The following is a 16279-nucleotide window of genomic DNA, read 5'->3' on the forward strand; positions in this document are numbered from 1 at the left end:
TCATAAAATAAAGAATGGTGTATAACTCTATAAGTTTCAAATTAATATGCGCACAGCACCATCAAAAGCACACTCAATTTGGGGATAAGGATTTCACTTTGGTCATCGATAAATCAACACTGTTACAGAACTTCCAACTGCAACTGCCAACGGGCTATCACAGGGAGTCTCTTGGGCGCTTAGCTCACCTCAAAGAAAATACCTTACGAGATGCCGCTGTCTTGATTGGATTTGTTGAACGTGAAGAAGGTCTTCAAGTCATTTTGACCAAGCGCGCCGAGCATCTGAGACATCATCCGGGGCAGATCAGCTTCCCTGGTGGGAAATATGAGAACGACGATCACACCTTGGTCAATACCGCTCTTAGAGAGGCAGAAGAAGAAATTGGTATTCACCAAACGCATATACAGGTTTTTGGTCAGTTACCTAAGCTACCTACTATTAGCCAGTTTAATGTGACGCCATTTTTGGCCTTCGTTTCTCCAGACTACACAACTCGCATTGACCAAAATGAAGTCGCGGAAGTTTTTGAAGTGCCAGCCAACCATATTTTGAACCCAGAGAAGCTTTACAGTACAAAATTCAACCTAAGAAAAACAAGTCACCGCGTGTTTGCAATCCCCTACCAGCGTCATTTTATCTGGGGAATGACAGCACAAATTATCGAATCGATGCAAAAACACATCATTTCTAACTAACTGTCTTATCAATGGCAACTCCCCCATCAAGCCAAACATTATGTGCATCTATATTAATAAAAAGTTATTTTTCAAACATCAATTCACATTAGTTTAATTTGATTTTTATAAGGCAAACGCTTGCGGTGAGAAAAATTTATACACCAACCGCTTCAGACAAGTTTTTCTAATTCCACTCATTAGCAATAATCACGTGTAGCACGCCATTTTCGTGATAAAAAGCAGGTTTTTGACATATCATTCAATAAGCTCGAGCAATACATGATTTAGATCTAATTTTCCTAGTGCAAAATCTTGCAAAATTGGCCCCGACTTATTTCCTGTTCCCAAAATGAGTAACTCAAAAATGAATACAACTACTTCTGCGGCTTCAACCGCACAATCGTCTAGTAAGTTTTCTTACAAAGACTTCACCTGGTGTTTGTCCCTATTTGGTACAGCAGTAGGTGCAGGTGTACTTTTCCTTCCAATTAAAGCAGGTGCTGGCGGTTTCTGGCCATTAGTTATCCTAGCTCTAATCGCGGCACCAATGACTTGGTTCGCACACAAATCTCTAGCTCGTTTCGTACTTTCTGCGAAAAACCCTGAAGCTGATATCACTGACACAGTAGAAGAGCACTTCGGTAAAACTGGCGCAAACCTTATTACTTTTGCTTACTTCTTCGCTATCTACCCAATCGTACTAATCTACGGTGTTGGTATCACAAACACGGTTGACTCTTTCCTAGTTAACCAAATGGGTATGGAATCTATCCCTCGCTGGCTACTATCTGGCGCGTTAATCGCTGCTATGACTGCGGGTGTAGTATTCGGTAAAGAGCTAATGCTGAAAGCAACATCAGCAATGGTTTACCCTCTAGTATTCATCCTACTAGCGCTTTCTTTCTACCTAATTCCTGACTGGAATACATCAATGATGGAAGTGTCTCCAAACTGGGGCGAAATGCCTTCAATCGTTTGGCTAGCAATTCCAATCATCGTATTCTCATTCAACCACAGCCCAATCATCTCTCAGTTCTCTAAAGAACAACGTCGTGTATACGGTGATGACGCAGTTAAGAAAACTGACGCGATCACTGGCGGTGCAGCGATGATGCTAATGGGTTTTGTAATGTTCTTCGTATTCTCTGTAGTACTTTCTCTATCTCCAGAGCAACTAGCATCTGCGCAAGAACAAAACATCTCAGTACTGTCTTACCTAGCTAACGTTCACGAGTCTCCACTTATCTCTTACATGGGTCCTCTAGTGGCGTTCGCAGCAATCACTTCAAGCTACTTCGGCCACTTCCTAGGCGCACACGAAGGTCTAGTTGGTCTAATCAAATCTCGCTCTGAAACTCCTAAGAGCAAGATCGAAAAAGCATCACTAATCTTCATCGTTGTGACTACTTGGATCGTTGCTATCGTTAACCCAAGCATCCTAGGCATGATTGAAACAATGGGTGCACCGATGATCGCTGCAATCCTATTCTTGATGCCTGTATTCGCTATGAACAAAGTTCCTGCAATGGCGAAGTACAAAACTTCAGCACCTGTACAGATTTTCACAGCAATCTGTGGTCTTGCAGCAATTAGTTCTGTAATCTACGGCGCTCTTTAATCACCGCTCTCTATAAAAGCGTGATTAATTCAAGAATATAACGATAATAAAAAGCCTCCCAACTCCCCTTGGGAGGCTTTGTTCTGAGGTAATCGATATGATTAGTGTTTTTGACATCTATAAGATCGGCGTTGGTCCTTCAAGCTCACACACTGTAGGTCCAATGAAAGCGGGTAAAGAATTTATTGATGATTTACGCTCAATGGGAAAATTGCGCGACATCACTAAAATCACCGTTGACGTTTATGGTTCACTATCACTGACAGGGAAAGGTCACCACACGGATATCGCGATCATCATGGGTCTTGCAGGCAACTCCCCTGAGAAAGTAGATATCGACTCTATTCCGGGCTTTATCGCTCGCGTAGAAGAAACTGAGCGCCTACCTGTTGGCATGCACTGTCATACAGTATCGTTCCCGAAAGATGGTGGTATGAACTTCCATACTACTAACCTTGAGCTTCACGAAAACGGCATGCAGATCCACGCGTGGATCGAAGACGAAAAAGTGTACTCAAAGACTTACTACTCTATCGGCGGTGGTTTCATCGTTGATGAAGAGAACTTCGGTAAAGAAGTAGAGAACCCAATCAAGGTTCCTTACGAATACACAACTGCAGAAGAGCTTGTTCACCAGTGTAAAGAAAGCGGTCTTTCTATTAGCGCACTTGTGATGAAAAACGAACACTCTCTGCACTCTGATGAAGAGACTCGTACATACTTCGCAAACATCTGGCGCACAATGCGCGAGTGTATGGATCGCGGTATGAACGAAGAAGGTATTCTGCCTGGTCCACTACGTGTGCCTCGTCGTGCAGCAGCACTTCGTCAGCAACTGCTTACTTCTGAAAAGACAACAAACGATCCAATGTCGGTTGTTGACTGGGTAAACATGTTTGCTTTCGCAGTAAACGAAGAGAACGCAGCAGGTGGCCGCGTTGTTACAGCACCAACGAACGGTGCGTGTGGCATCATCCCTGCGGTACTGGCTTACTACGATAAGTTCATCCAAACTGTGACTGAAAAAGATTACATCCGTTACTTTGCTGCTTCTGGCGCAATCGGTGGTCTTTACAAGCGCAACGCGTCTATCTCTGGTGCAGAGGTTGGCTGTCAGGGTGAAGTTGGCGTGGCATGTTCTATGGCGGCAGCTGGCCTTGCTGAGCTTATGGGTGGTAGCCCTGAGCAAGTATGTATGGCTGCAGAGATCGCAATGGAGCACAACCTAGGTCTAACGTGTGACCCTGTTGCAGGTCAGGTACAGGTTCCATGTATCGAGCGTAACGGTATCGCGGCAGTAAAAGCGATCAACTCGACTCGTATGGCACTACGTCGTTCTTCAGCTCCAACTGTTTCTCTAGATAAGGTTATCGAAACCATGCTAGAAACCGGTAAAGACATGAACGCGAAATACCGTGAGACTTCTCAAGGCGGTCTAGCAATCAAAGTGATTTGCTAATCCCCTCCTCTCTGAATTGAAAAGCCCGAGCCATGTGCTCGGGCTTTTTTTCATTTGCTTTTTTCCTTTAAAACCTCGCCTAAGAAAAATTCCCTCTAGATTGAGCTTTATAAAAAAATCTAAAATTACGACTATATCCAGAAGTTTAGGATATGCCCGTAGAAGGTCACATACCTGCTAACCCAATATTGATAACGTATTCAAAAAATAATCCTGGAGCGCTTTAACACATGATTAGGTTTGAACTTGGAAACCAAATCTGCGTTTGCTTGTCCGAAAAAGAACTTTCATTACAGCTCAATAACTCCATTCACTCCGCTATCCCCGTCAACAGAATTGAATATTTAATCCTCAGCACCATTGCCGCTTTTGGTAGCTTAAACGCGCCTATCAGTCAGAGGAAAATCGAAAAGAAGTTGTCATCGCAACATCACTTGATGTTGCCGGAAAATGGATTTAAGAACGCTGTAGCGTCGATACGAAAGAAGTTCAGACAACTGACGAAGAACCACGTCGAGACGCAAAAGTCTCTTATCGAAAACATCCACCGAAAGGGATATTTTGTGCCTTACGATAACCAACACGCGCAAAAAGATGGACTACTGCAACAATCAAGAATCCACAAACACGCACTGCACAGCGTTAGAATGGCGATAGGCATTTGTTTGCGAAGCCGAGCGCTTTACTTCAATTTGCTGTTTTTTATCACCTTTACCATGCTGCTTTATGTCGCCGTGTGTTTTTACACCATCAGTACCATCGTCAGACAAAACTATTTCGATGGCGCGATGGACTTTGCCCACGACCTTGCGCAGCGAAGCTGTTTTGAACATGAAGACCAGCTTCGTGGTTTATTCGATAACGTGCAATTGGTTGAGTCCGCTTTAATGACAGACAAGCACAATATTCGCTGCTTAGTCACGCCAGAGGCTGTGGTTCCGGTCAACGAAAGAGATCGTGAGACTTGGTTAAACAACGACAGTTACACCACACACTCTTTTATTTTCGATGGAGCTCAAGTTCTTGTTCGAGTGAAGAACATTAATTTGTCGAATAACATTGAGAGCCACATGTCTCGCATGTTCTTATCCGGGATGAAAGTGTGTACTAACACCGGTACAGCGTTAGAAATCGGTGATACTCGTGGGCAATCCTTCCTCTACAACGTCAACGACAATGGCTATAAAGAGATCTATTACGTCTCTGGCCCTATTACGAGCATCTTGATTTTGAGCTTCATACTAATGTTCGCTATCAGGCATAAAAAGCTGCACTCCTTGCTGACTTACATGTGGGCAATCCGCGAATTTAATCTCAAGCTAGAACCAATCCACAATACGTCTAATCGGCAGAATATCCATTACGAGGTGTTGTCCCGTTTTAAAGTTAAAAACACTCAACGTTTTATAGAAAGTTTGATAGCGAACGGATTGCTGATAAACCACACTCTACTGGTGCTCAAGACCGTCTTCGGAGACTCGAAATCGCTCCTTGCGCCATTGAGCATTAATGTGTGCCCTTCTCTGCTTGAAGGCCATAACTTTACTCGTTTGTATCGACAGCTTAACCAACTCGATTGCTCACTGCTGACAATCGAAATCACAGAGAACGCCTCGATGTATTACACCCGAGAAATCTTCGACAACATCAGCAAGCTCAAAGAGATGGGTTGTAAGATCAGTATCGACGATTTTGGTACTGGGAATAACAACGTTGAGCTTATCAGCCACATCACGCCCAACTACCTTAAGATTGACCGTTTGTTTGTGATGAACCTTAAGCAAGATGACAAGAAGGTAGAGACACTACGCCAGCTAATTGCCATGGGTCATACCTATCACTGCACGGTTATCGTAGAAGGGGTTGAAACTGCAGAGTGTGCGCATCTCCTCACCACATTGGGCGCCCACATCCATCAAGGTTTCTACTATCCACTTTGCCGCTAGTCCCCTCAATTTATTGACAAAATCTGTACATAACCAGATTGCGTACTCTTAATATCCACAACTATAATGGCGGTATTGTGTTTACCGCCTCTGAATAGATTCAGAACATGATCGCCATTAAACCTGCCAAGCTAAAGGATTTTGCTAGCTTGATGCAATTGGAAGTGCATGAAAATCAAAAAGGATTTTTTAAGCCATTTGAACAGGCTTACCAAAATAGGACGAAATCAGAAGTTTTTTATACCATCTTCCACGACTACTTAACTGTCGGGTACTTGGTGATTGATAAAGCGTTTGCTCAACACGCCCCTTTTGCGAAGCGTCATGAGTTGGGCCTGAGTTACATCATGATCGACAAACGATTCCAACAACAAGGCATTGGTACGTCGACACTGCAAAAGTTGATGATGTATGGCTACGCGATTGATGCGGAGAGCAACTCGGTGTGCGCAACGGTCGCAAACCAAAATAAAGTCGGTATTAAACTGTTTGAGTCGGCGGGGTTTGAAAACACCCAGAAAACGATTTACGAAGAGAGTGGAAAAGCGCTGATCTTGCGCCACGCATTAAGCTGATTTGCCCCTAAAATGAAAATAGGCAGGTTCTTTATGAGCCTGCCTATTTACTAAGTCATACTGCCATTACTTCCGCTTGCCAACCGTAACCTGTGTATTCTTTTGCTAATTCTTCAGCAACAAACGTTGATACTACCACTTCAACCCACCTACTGTGTGAGCCTGTACGGTAACGCAGTTTTACCATTTTCATTAAAACCTCTCCGGACTATGATTAAGCGGCGGAGACTTGCTCGCCATTCACCAATAACTATAATTTTAAAAAAAGCCACGATATCCATGCAGTTGGAGCTCTTTGCTCATACGTGCGTGAACTCTCTCCTTGAGATAAAACGGATATAGTGTATGTTATTCGAAAAACTTCGAAATAATGCGGGAGCCATTCTGCAGAATGATATGAACAGGATGTAGAGTAAAATTACTGCATTTATAAAAAACGATAAGATGAGCCAGTTTTTATGGGCAGCGATATAGGTAAAACGACAGGAACCAGTTTTGAAGCACTCATGATGCGTCAAGCGAAGAGTTTGACGACTTCTCATGCAGATGAATGTCAAAGCCAACTCGAACAATTCATGCTTGAAGCAATGGATTGGTTTGAGATCGATCGCATGACGATGTTCCCGAACTCCATGCTTTTCTTCAATCAAGGGAAAACCCTTTCCGTTGCGCGAGCACCTCACAAGATCCTGACTGCTGAGCAGGTCGGCGTGGAAGACGGTGAGCGCTACCTGCGCCTGATTGGCAACTCTGAAGAGATTCAAATCTTCGACAAAGACAAGCTCGCCTCTAGTGATGTTGTCGTTTTGCGTATGCTTTCTGCCCAAGGCGCATGTTGCCACTATACGATTCCATTAACTCAATTTGGTCAACGCTGGGGCGGACTGTCTTTTACGTTGTTTGGTAGCGGCCGCTGTGGATTAACCGAAACGCAGTTGGAGCAAGTGACGTTCATTTCCCATATGTGGTTATCCTTCTGGCAGCACTCAAAGCTTCACCGCAGTTTGCATCGCCCAGATATGAAGACGGATAACGAAAACCATCGAATGCTAAGGTTGAGCCACCGTCAATGTGATGTGCTGGGTTTGTTGGCGAAAGGCTTATCGGCAAAAGAGATTGCCACCGAGTTGAACCTGAGCCCTCGAACCATCGAATCACACAAGTACCGACTGCTGGATATGTTAGAGCTCGATAGCCATGCAGATTTGGTGCAGTTCGCGCTTCGCAATGGCATAGGTTACTAACGCATCTTACTCTGTCGACATTTGGTCTAGGTTAGCCATTTAGCCTTGCTAAAAAAGAGCAAACCCAGGTAAACAGATAAAGAAAAGGCAAGCCGAGTGGCTTGCCTTTCTAATAGGAATGCAAAGGGAACTTACTCACCCTTGTAGATACAACCGGCTGTACAAGTTTCTTTGATCTCTACTTTGCTCAGTAGAGGCAGGCTTGGCTTAAGTTGTTGCCAAATCCACTTCGCTAGTACTTCACTAGTCGGGTTTTCCAGACCTTCAATATCGTTCAAGTAGTAGTGGTCTAGGCGGTTGTAAATTGGCTTGAATGCCGCTTTGATCTCTGCGAAATCAACAACCCAACCTGTATGCGGATCTACTTCACCTTCTACATAAAGACGAACAAGGAAAGAGTGCCCGTGTAAGCGTCCACACTTGTGACCTTCTGGTACGTGTGGCAAGTGGTGTGCCGCTTCGAACATAAACTCTTTGTATAATTCTGTTTTCATCTTGATTCTCAGGCTTTAAAAAGACACGCAATACTAAGGAATTCACCCTTTAATGACAACCTTTATCAATAGCTGCCACAAAGCTTACGAGCGCAATCGTTAAAGTCAGTCAGTGAGGATGTCATCACACAAAATACTCAAAAATAAAAAAGGCAATCACCTATGAGGAGATGATTGCCAAAGTCTGGAAAATGCCAGAAAAGTGATGGTTTAGGAATCTAACGCAGGGCCGGTGGTTAGATTACCCGTGCCTTCACACGCGCGTTTGAAATAAACGTGTGAAAACGGACGCTACCCTAACCTATTTCGGGTTAACGATGGGTTAAAGGCGCAAATTACTGGCTCAATTTAAGCCCCTTTTTTTCACTGTCGCATTTTTGGCACCACGCCAAACAATTGATTACACACTACTTACATCACATTTACATAACCCTACTCTGTTTGGGGTCACATTCATTCGGGCTATTCATCGCTCAAATTTCGCTAACCCCTTAATATTGTGGCGTTCGTTCCAAATAAACTTATAAAAATATGCGCTCAACTATAACCTTCAAGCTCCTTCTCGCTCTTATCGCGGTGTTCACTTGTGTACTCGCGGTATCGACGGGCTACCAGTACTATCAACAAAAAACGCTCATCAATGATGTCCTTAGTGAACAACTCCACGATAAGGCAAGCAACTACTTCGATAGCCTAAATATGATGATGCTAACCGGCACCATGTCGCAGAAAGAAACACTGCGTCAAAAAGCCCTAGCCCAAGAAGGCATAGAGCAGGTACGCGTCTTACGTGCTGATACTGTCTCTAAATTCTATGGTCCGGGTGATGCCAATCAAAAGCCTGTTGATGATATAGACCAACGAGCACTTAGCGGAGAGTTAGTGATCGAGCCAATCAGTGCAGATTGGGGAAAAGGCTTGGTTGTTGCGTTACCGATGAAGTCGAGCGAAAACTACCGCGGTACGAACTGTGTTTCTTGCCATATCGCTCCTGAGGGTGAAGTACTCGGTGCGATTCGTCTTGAGTACAATATGAACCACGTCAACTCGCTGATTAACAAGCAAGCCATGTTTGCAATGGGCATCATGTCGGTGATCGCGTTTGTCGGTTTCTTGATCACCATGGGGCTGATTCGCAAGATCATTGTTCGCCCTATTCAGAGAACCTCGCGATTTATGTCTAACGTGAGTGCTAGCAAAGATCTCTCTAAACGTTTGGAACACAGTCAAAAGGATGAAGTTGGACAACTATCCGATTCTATCAACTCCTTTATGGATACCGTCTGTGAAAGCCTCGAACAGGTTCGTGAGACTTCACATTCCCTGGCAGGTTCAGCAAATAGACTCACCGATGTTGCTCAATCCACTGATGAAGCCGCCGATAATCAACAAGTCGAAACCAACGAAGTCCAGACCAACATTAGTGGTATGCTTGACCAACAAGGGGTTGTCGAGCAAGCGACCATTGACGCCACAGCGTTAGTCAATCACACCGTCGATGTGGCAACAAGCAGCGCTGGCCAAGCGCATCATGTCAGCGAAGACATTAAGAGCTTAGTCACCGACATCGACCAAGTGCGTGAAAAGATAACGACGTTAAATCAGCAAACGGAAGAAGTATCTTCGATTCTTGGCGTAATCAAAGGCATTGCAGAACAAACCAACCTACTGGCTCTTAATGCTGCGATAGAAGCAGCCCGCGCAGGCGACCAAGGCCGAGGTTTTGCTGTCGTCGCTGATGAAGTGCGTAATCTTGCCTCCCGTACAGCGGAAGCCACCAGCAATATCGAAACCATCATTTCGCAATTCCAACAAGGCAGTGAAGAGTCTCTCAGTTCGGTCGATAGTGTGTGTGAATTTGCCCATCAACGCTCTGTCGATGTCGAAGCGTTGTCGGCAACAATGAGAAATGTGGTTGATGAAATGCACCAAGTCTTGAAGCATGCCGAAAACATTCAGCAGCAGACTCAAACCACTTCCGGTGTGAGTAAACACATTCAAGCCAAAGTCGATACGATTACCTTGCACGCAAACGAGACCTCTCAATCCGCATCGCATACTCGCGAGATCAGCGTCGATTTGGAGCACCTTTCTGAACGTTTGGAGTCATTACTTAACCAATTTACCCTGTCGGAGGAACAAAGGAGGAATAAATAGGAAAATTCTCCCCTCCAAAATGAATATAAAGGTTGAAGCTGACGATTTGACAGGTAATATGTTTCGATGAATCTAAAAAATTCTATCCAACTCAACACTTCGCTTGTTTTTTGCACAATTTTGTTTAGAGACAGGCACTTTTAAGTGTTGAGTTGAATTTTTACCTCAATGGAGAATATTGAAAACATGACTTACGCGCCTGTATCAGACGTTTTGAAAGGTCAGCTAGCAGTAGACAGTGAAGTAACTGTTCGTGGCTGGATCCGTTCACGTCGTGATTCCAAAGCTGGAATCTCTTTCCTTGCCATTTATGACGGCTCTTGTTTCGACCCGATTCAGGCCGTGGTCCCTAATAATCTTAATAATTACGACAACGAAGTACTAAAGCTAACTACTGGCTGTTCTGTTGAAGTAACTGGTAAGATTGTTGCCTCTCCTGCGAAAGGTCAAGACTTCGAACTAGCAGCAACAGACGTTAAAGTTGTAGGCTGGGTTGAAGATGCTGACACTTACCCAATGGCAAAAACTCGTCACTCTATCGAGTACCTACGTGAAGTAGCGCACCTACGTCCGCGCACAAACGTAATCGGTGCAGTAGCACGTGTACGTAACTGTCTATCTCAAGCGATCCATCGCTTCTACCACGAGCAAGGTTACTTCTGGGTATCTGCGCCACTAATCACTGCTTCAGATGCTGAAGGTGCTGGTGAAATGTTCCGCGTATCTACGCTAGACATGGAAAACCTACCTCGCACTGAAGAAGGCAAAGTAGATTACAACGAAGATTTCTTCGGTAAAGAAACGTTTCTAACTGTATCTGGTCAGCTAAACGCAGAAGCTTACGCTTGTGCACTAAGCAAAGTTTACACGTTCGGTCCTACTTTCCGTGCTGAAAACTCAAACACGAGCCGCCACCTAGCGGAATTCTGGATGGTTGAGCCTGAAGTTGCGTTCGCAGAACTAGACGACGTGGCTAAACTGGCTGAAGACATGCTGAAGTTCGTGTTCAAAGCAGTGCTTGCAGAGTGTCGTGATGACCTTGAGTTCTTTGCTCAACGCATCGACAAAGAAGCGATCACTCGCCTAGAGCAGTTCGTTTCTTCTGACTTCGCGCAAGTTGACTACACTGACGCAATCCAGATCCTTCTTGATTCAGGTCGTGAGTTCGAATTCCCAGTTGAATGGGGTATCGATATGTCTTCTGAGCACGAGCGTTTCCTTGCTGAAGAACACTTCAAAGCGCCTGTAATCGTTAAGAACTACCCGAAAGACATCAAAGCATTCTACATGCGTGCTAACGATGACGGTAAAACCGTTGCTGCAATGGATGTACTAGCACCGGGCATCGGTGAAATCATCGGTGGTTCTCAACGTGAAGAGCGTCTAGACATCCTAGATGCTCGTATGCGTGAAGTGGGTATCGATCCTGAGCACATGAGCTGGTACCGCGACCTACGTCGTTACGGCACAGTGCCACACGCAGGCTTCGGTCTAGGCTTCGAGCGTCTAGTATCTTACGTAACAGGTATGGGCAACGTTCGTGACGTGATCCCATTCCCACGTACTCCTCGCTCTGCGAACTTCTAATCACCACTGAGTGATACAGAATTAAAAAGACCTCCCATGTGGAGGTCTTTTATTTTGTCTTTAGCAAACGTCAACTGCTGTACTTTTGAATGCTGTTTTCTCAGCTGCGAAAGTAAATCAGTTAAGTGACACACTCACGTTCTTGCCGTTAACACTGCCGATGGTCAAAGGCGATTGTCTTTCACCTTGCTTTATCAGTACTTTCGTATTGACCTGAGCGGTAGAGCGTTGAAGCTTACTTGCTTGTTTTACGGACACTTCCAGCGTGTAATCTGGATGGAGCTTATCGACGGAACCAGAAAAATCGATGCGTTCTTGTTCATTGTCAATTCGTGCTTCAAAGTGATTGTCTGGTTGAATCTCAGCAACAAGCTGGGTTTGGTCGTAGTTCAACGTGACTGACTTGGGCTCACTATTTTGGCTTGCTGAAGCACCAAATGCCGCAAGGCACAGCGCAAGTGATAACACTCTCTTCATTCCGCTCTTCCCTATTGTTTGTAATGAGTCGTTAAGGCTCACTCTCATCATCTTTATCGGCGTTAGCTGCGTACTTCACACCTAACACGCACAAGCCAAACATAATAAAGGGAATAACGGCGGCTGTGTACTCCGTCCACGCCATATGAGAAAAAGATTTCGCTAAAATAAGGTGAGCAAACACCAACAAGAAAGCGCTAAAAACCGCTACTGCGATCAATCGTAACTCATGTTTTACCAACTGCTTTTTCATCATCACTCCTTGTATAGAGGTTTCTAGTGATGATTGAAGCACAGCTGGTTAGAAAAGCGCTGATACAGTTTGACCAAAAAAACACTAAACAGTTGCTTCACGCACAAGACTGCCTAACTTTTTGATCGCACTCTCTAAATGCTCGCTATCAGAAAAAGAAGTATTCAACCTCAAATAGTGCTCAAGCTTCTCGTCGACAGAAAACAATTTTCCATAAGCCACGGTCACCTGCTCTTTCAAGAGTGTTTGATAAAGTTGTTTACTATCCACACCTTGAGGCAGTTCTAGCCACAAGAAATACCCACCCGAAGGTAGGTGATAATTCACTGTATGAGGAAGGTATGTTTTGATGAGGGCAACGAAGCGTTCTTGTCGCTGCTGCAACGTTCTACGTAACTTTCTTAGATGATTATCGTAACTGTCGTTTTGAAGATAATGCGCCACGCCCTGTTGGATAGGCGCGCTGCCAGAGAGCGTCGACATTAACTGCAGTTTTTGAATCGGTTCATTAAAGCGTTTGTTAACCACCCACCCCAATCGATAACCGGGACAAAGGCTTTTTGATAGTGAACCACAGTGGAGCACTCGCTCTTGGGTGTCGAAGCTTTTCAGTGATGCTGGCTTTTTATCCGCAAAATAGAGCTCAGCGTAGACGTCATCCTCGATCAGATACACATCATACTGGTTCGCAAGCTCGACAATACGCTGTTTGTTCTGCTCAGAAAGCGAAGTACCTGTCGGATTATGAAAGTTCGTCATCAACCAGCAAGCGCGTACATCGCTATTGGTAAACGCCCATTCTAGTTGCTCTATTGAATGGCCATGCTGCGCATCAACAGGGATCTCAATTACGTTCAAACCGAGTCGCTCAATCGCTTGCCGTGCCCCATAGAAGGTCGGCGATTCAATCACAACAGTATCTCCAGGGCGAGTCACTGCTTGTAAGCTAAGGTTCAGTGCCTCTAATGCGCCCGAAGTAATCACGATATCGTCATGGGTTAGGTTCAAGCCTTGTTGAATGTAGCGCTGCGCAATCAAGCGGCGTAGCGATTCACTGCCTGGAGGAAGATTATCTAACAGCGTATCTGGCCCCATTTTTCTCCCAGAACTGGCGAGGTTACGGTTTAACGCTTCCAACGGAAACAAGGCTGGATCAGGAAAAGCCGAACCAAGCTTGATAGACTCTGGTGACCCTTGATGTTTCAAAAAATCATAAAGCTCATCATTAACCGAGGCACGATAAACGTTTTTTTCTGCGCTCTTTGGCTCTAGCCTATCCAACTCTGCAGTAACGAAGTAACCAGACTGAGGTTTGGCGACCACCCAACCTTGCGCTTCGAGCAATTGATAGGCTTGCAGTACCGTTCCTGCGCTCACCGAATGGTTGCGACTCGTCATTCGCACCGAGGGCAGTTTTTCTCCTGCTCTCCATGTATTTTGTTGGATCTGAGATTTAAACAACTCAGCCAGTTGGCGATATCGGTTCATGCTTCCCTCATTCCTGACTATCGAGCGCACATTAGCATACTTCGCGCCTTTATAACGACATCACACTTATCAAACTCGAAACGTAATTAATCAATCTTAGTGATATCAATTCCCGTTACGAAATGAGAATTTATGTTCCATACTTTCAAAGGCATGAAATTCTGCGGGAGGAAATGATGAAAATGTTTACGATGGATGACCTCTCTTATCGAGGTGTACATAAAGGCGTTCACAGTTGGGATCACCCAGAAGGCAACAACCCTTACTACTGGCATCCAGACTGGCTTCACATTGCAGAAGACGCACTGGGCGTTCACCCTAAGGCTGAGTTAGAGGTACCTGAGGGTGAAACCGCGACAGAAGAACATGCGAAAGCGGCGATCATCAAGCATCTGAACGGGCAATAGGGTAAATTAAGTACCTATTTTTCAGGTGGTTATTGCCATGAAGAATCAATAAATCTATCTGAATGAGAGCTGTGCAGCGGATTGGATTATTTATCAGCAAGATAAATCGATAGCAGTCACATTAATTCCGATAACATCTGTTACATTTATAGTGTAATGGTGACGCACACCTCAACTCATGACTATGAGAGACGATAATAATGACGAAATACAACGAAAACGATATCCAATACAAAGGCGAATCTAACGGTGTTCACTCTTGGAGCACTTCGTCAGGTCAGCCTTATTACTGGCACCCAGATTGGTTGCACGTAGCTGAAGACGCAACAGGTTCTCATCCTAAGCAAAAACTAGAAGTAGAAGCCTCTGAAGCGCCAACAGAAAAGCATGCCCTAAAAGCGATTCTTAAGCACATGAATGACTGGGCTACAGGCAAGCTGTCTTCTAACCCAGACATCGAAACCAATGCACACGAATCTGAAATGAATCTGAAAAAATAAGCTCTGCGCTTGTTAACATCAGAGACAAAAATGGAGCCCCGCAATGTCGGGGCTTTCTTATGTCTGCCGATATCATTTTTGGCCTAGTTTCACTCCAGCAAACATTGAACCTTCATAGATTGGCTCAGTGGCAGAAAGGTCCATTATGGTAACAGACGGCGTATGTTCTCTAAGTGCGCCAGTATTTCTTGCTTGTCATAAACCGTGTCCGCCTTTGCTGATGTGCTTTGTCGTTCAACCAAGCTGACAGGCAAAACTTCTGACACAACGCCTTGCCCTTTCTCCATCTGGCTCAGTACTAGTTTGACCGCCCTTCGTCCAAGCTCATTGAAATCTTGCTTAACCGTAGTCAGAGGGGGTGAGAAAAACTGGCTGTCTTGAATGCCATCGAACCCAACAACAGACACGGTTTTAGGGACATTAATACCAGCCTCCGAAAGCGCGCATAACACGCCAAGCGCCATCTGATCATTCGCCACCAAAACTGCATCAAAAGATACACCTTTTAACACGGCATCTTTAATGGCGTTGTAGCCACTGGCTGCTTGCCAATCCCCCTCATAGTACGCTGCTTGCATCAGTCCATACAGCTGAATCTGTGACTGCCATTCTTGGTAACGAATCTGAGAAGCAGTGGATGCCTTGGGTCCGGAAATACACACAAAAGACTCGCGTTTGTGCTCAATCAAATGGGAGAACGCCAAATTTGCCCCAGCTTTATGATCACAACTGAGAGAATTGACGGACGTCCCCTCGGGTACATCGATAAAAACCAGCGTGAGCTGACTGAACTGCTCCACTAGGGTCTCTGCCATCTCTTTGGTTACCGGGGCGTTGATGATAATGGCATCAACTTGTTGGGCAATGAGCTCTCGGATTGCACTACGGAACTCCTCAATGGAGTTGTCACCTAACACTGCCAGCGCTGTCGCGTAATCCATCTCGTGCGCTTGGTTGCGAACGCCATTTGCAATAAGAGCCACACCGTGCAGTGAGATATCCAAAGAAACAATACCGATGATCCGCGACTTCGCTCGGCTCAACATTTGTGCCCCTTTGTTCGGCACGTATCCAAGCTTTTTGATTGCGTCGTTAACTCGCTTTCGTGTTTCTTCTGCGACGTTATCCGCGCCGTTGGTTACGCGCGACACGGTTTGCGTCGAAACCCCAGCTAACCGTGCAACATCTTTAAACGTAACTGCCACTGCATTCTCCTATTCTGATTTGCTGTTCACTCTACCAAATTCATTCGAATATTCTCGTGAACAATGTCGTAAAAAACATGAAAAAATGTTCCCGAAAACAGCAGATCCAGCACACAAAACCAAGTTCCAAAACCTGTTCAAAGTCACATTTAAGCGGCTATTCAATCGAAATAAAACCAAACAAGCGCA

The 16279-nt window shown here is 45.0% G+C and carries 16 protein-coding genes; 10 read left to right on the top strand and 6 right to left on the bottom strand.

What is annotated here, in order from left to right; genetic code table 11:
* The first annotated feature begins 98 nt into the window (after positions 1-98).
* From KIT90_RS26105 to KIT90_RS26125, 5 genes are all read left to right on the top strand, one after another.
* Positions 99-698 carry a CoA pyrophosphatase gene (locus KIT90_RS26105; protein ID WP_020196933.1) on the top strand — a complete coding sequence of 200 codons (600 nt, stop codon included), beginning with the start codon at positions 99-101 and terminating at the stop codon, positions 696-698.
* Positions 699-1044: 346 nt separating this feature from the next.
* Positions 1045-2298: an aromatic amino acid transport family protein gene (locus tag KIT90_RS26110; RefSeq protein WP_009706862.1), complete on the top strand. Its 1254-nt coding sequence runs from the start codon at positions 1045-1047 to the stop codon at positions 2296-2298.
* A gap of 97 nt (positions 2299-2395) precedes the next feature.
* A complete protein-coding gene (locus KIT90_RS26115) occupies positions 2396-3757 on the top strand; it encodes an L-serine ammonia-lyase (protein ID WP_005438813.1) in 1362 nt (453 codons plus the stop codon).
* Positions 3758-3987: 230 nt separating this feature from the next.
* Complete coding sequence (locus tag KIT90_RS26120) at positions 3988-5703, top strand: EAL domain-containing protein (protein ID WP_285379462.1); 1716 nt, start codon at positions 3988-3990, stop codon at positions 5701-5703.
* A gap of 107 nt (positions 5704-5810) precedes the next feature.
* A complete protein-coding gene (locus KIT90_RS26125; protein WP_009706864.1) occupies positions 5811-6278 on the top strand; it encodes a GNAT family N-acetyltransferase in 468 nt (155 codons plus the stop codon).
* A 55-nt stretch (positions 6279-6333) separates the two neighbouring features.
* Here the strand turns inward: KIT90_RS26125 and KIT90_RS26130 are convergent, their stop codons facing one another.
* Positions 6334-6471 (bottom strand): hypothetical protein, encoded by a 138-nt coding sequence (locus tag KIT90_RS26130; protein ID WP_009706865.1) that lies wholly within the window; start codon positions 6469-6471, stop codon positions 6334-6336.
* Positions 6472-6736: 265 nt separating this feature from the next.
* Here KIT90_RS26130 and KIT90_RS26135 point away from each other — a divergent pair, with 265 nt between their 5' ends.
* Positions 6737-7522, top strand: coding sequence for a response regulator transcription factor (locus tag KIT90_RS26135; RefSeq protein ID WP_009706866.1), 786 nt, complete (start codon positions 6737-6739; stop codon positions 7520-7522).
* Positions 7523-7653: 131 nt separating this feature from the next.
* Here the strand turns inward: KIT90_RS26135 and queD are convergent, their stop codons facing one another.
* A complete protein-coding gene (gene queD, locus KIT90_RS26140; protein WP_005376896.1) occupies positions 7654-8016 on the bottom strand; it encodes a 6-carboxytetrahydropterin synthase QueD in 363 nt (120 codons plus the stop codon).
* A gap of 531 nt (positions 8017-8547) precedes the next feature.
* On the opposite strand from queD, the gene KIT90_RS26145 reads away from it, so the two are divergent.
* Both KIT90_RS26145 and asnS read left to right on the top strand, forming a co-directional pair.
* Positions 8548-10173, top strand: coding sequence for a methyl-accepting chemotaxis protein (locus KIT90_RS26145; protein ID WP_285379464.1), 1626 nt, complete (start codon positions 8548-8550; stop codon positions 10171-10173).
* Between the two features lie 186 nt (positions 10174-10359).
* Positions 10360-11760 carry an asparagine--tRNA ligase gene (gene asnS, locus KIT90_RS26150; protein ID WP_009706868.1) on the top strand — a complete coding sequence of 467 codons (1401 nt, stop codon included), beginning with the start codon at positions 10360-10362 and terminating at the stop codon, positions 11758-11760.
* Positions 11761-11877: 117 nt separating this feature from the next.
* Here the strand turns inward: asnS and KIT90_RS26155 are convergent, their stop codons facing one another.
* From KIT90_RS26155 to KIT90_RS26165, 3 genes are all read right to left on the bottom strand, one after another.
* Positions 11878-12237, bottom strand: a complete 360-nt coding sequence (locus KIT90_RS26155) for a hypothetical protein (RefSeq protein WP_033005870.1) — start codon at positions 12235-12237, stop codon at positions 11878-11880.
* A gap of 31 nt (positions 12238-12268) precedes the next feature.
* Entirely contained in the window at positions 12269-12490 is a 222-nt protein-coding gene (locus tag KIT90_RS26160; protein WP_009706870.1) for a hypothetical protein, read from the bottom strand.
* Positions 12491-12574: 84 nt separating this feature from the next.
* Complete coding sequence (locus KIT90_RS26165; protein WP_285379465.1) at positions 12575-13978, bottom strand: PLP-dependent aminotransferase family protein; 1404 nt, start codon at positions 13976-13978, stop codon at positions 12575-12577.
* A 176-nt stretch (positions 13979-14154) separates the two neighbouring features.
* On the opposite strand from KIT90_RS26165, the gene KIT90_RS26170 reads away from it, so the two are divergent.
* Complete coding sequence (locus KIT90_RS26170; protein WP_020196940.1) at positions 14155-14385, top strand: hypothetical protein; 231 nt, start codon at positions 14155-14157, stop codon at positions 14383-14385.
* 200 nt (positions 14386-14585) lie between these two features.
* Positions 14586-14885 carry a hypothetical protein gene (locus KIT90_RS26175; protein WP_005438842.1) on the top strand — a complete coding sequence of 100 codons (300 nt, stop codon included), beginning with the start codon at positions 14586-14588 and terminating at the stop codon, positions 14883-14885.
* A gap of 143 nt (positions 14886-15028) precedes the next feature.
* On the opposite strand, the gene KIT90_RS26180 is transcribed toward KIT90_RS26175, so the two are convergent.
* Positions 15029-16090 (bottom strand): LacI family DNA-binding transcriptional regulator, encoded by a 1062-nt coding sequence (locus KIT90_RS26180; protein ID WP_285379467.1) that lies wholly within the window; start codon positions 16088-16090, stop codon positions 15029-15031.
* Positions 16091-16279: the final 189 nt, after the last annotated feature.

Origin of the sequence: Vibrio sp. B172a (assembly GCF_030248355.1) — a bacterium.
Taxonomy (GTDB): Bacteria; Pseudomonadota; Gammaproteobacteria; order Enterobacterales; family Vibrionaceae; genus Vibrio; species Vibrio owensii.

What these genes read in the sequence shown, in the direction of transcription:
- KIT90_RS26110 (WP_009706862.1), top strand. Translation starts at nt 1,045, where the DNA reads ATGAATACAACTACTTCTGCGGCTTCAACCGCACAATCGTCTAGTAAG.
- KIT90_RS26115 (WP_005438813.1), top strand. Translation starts at nt 2,396, where the DNA reads ATGATTAGTGTTTTTGACATCTATAAGATCGGCGTTGGTCCTTCAAGC.
- KIT90_RS26120 (WP_285379462.1), top strand. Translation starts at nt 3,988, where the DNA reads ATGATTAGGTTTGAACTTGGAAACCAAATCTGCGTTTGCTTGTCCGAA.
- KIT90_RS26125 (WP_009706864.1), top strand. Translation starts at nt 5,811, where the DNA reads ATGATCGCCATTAAACCTGCCAAGCTAAAGGATTTTGCTAGCTTGATG.
- KIT90_RS26130 (WP_009706865.1), bottom strand. Translation starts at nt 6,471, where the DNA reads ATGAAAATGGTAAAACTGCGTTACCGTACAGGCTCACACAGTAGGTGG.
- KIT90_RS26135 (WP_009706866.1), top strand. Translation starts at nt 6,737, where the DNA reads ATGGGCAGCGATATAGGTAAAACGACAGGAACCAGTTTTGAAGCACTC.
- queD (WP_005376896.1), bottom strand. Translation starts at nt 8,016, where the DNA reads ATGAAAACAGAATTATACAAAGAGTTTATGTTCGAAGCGGCACACCAC.
- KIT90_RS26145 (WP_285379464.1), top strand. Translation starts at nt 8,548, where the DNA reads ATGCGCTCAACTATAACCTTCAAGCTCCTTCTCGCTCTTATCGCGGTG.
- asnS (WP_009706868.1), top strand. Translation starts at nt 10,360, where the DNA reads ATGACTTACGCGCCTGTATCAGACGTTTTGAAAGGTCAGCTAGCAGTA.
- KIT90_RS26155 (WP_033005870.1), bottom strand. Translation starts at nt 12,237, where the DNA reads ATGAAGAGAGTGTTATCACTTGCGCTGTGCCTTGCGGCATTTGGTGCT.
- KIT90_RS26160 (WP_009706870.1), bottom strand. Translation starts at nt 12,490, where the DNA reads ATGAAAAAGCAGTTGGTAAAACATGAGTTACGATTGATCGCAGTAGCG.
- KIT90_RS26165 (WP_285379465.1), bottom strand. Translation starts at nt 13,978, where the DNA reads ATGAACCGATATCGCCAACTGGCTGAGTTGTTTAAATCTCAGATCCAA.
- KIT90_RS26170 (WP_020196940.1), top strand. Translation starts at nt 14,155, where the DNA reads ATGAAAATGTTTACGATGGATGACCTCTCTTATCGAGGTGTACATAAA.
- KIT90_RS26175 (WP_005438842.1), top strand. Translation starts at nt 14,586, where the DNA reads ATGACGAAATACAACGAAAACGATATCCAATACAAAGGCGAATCTAAC.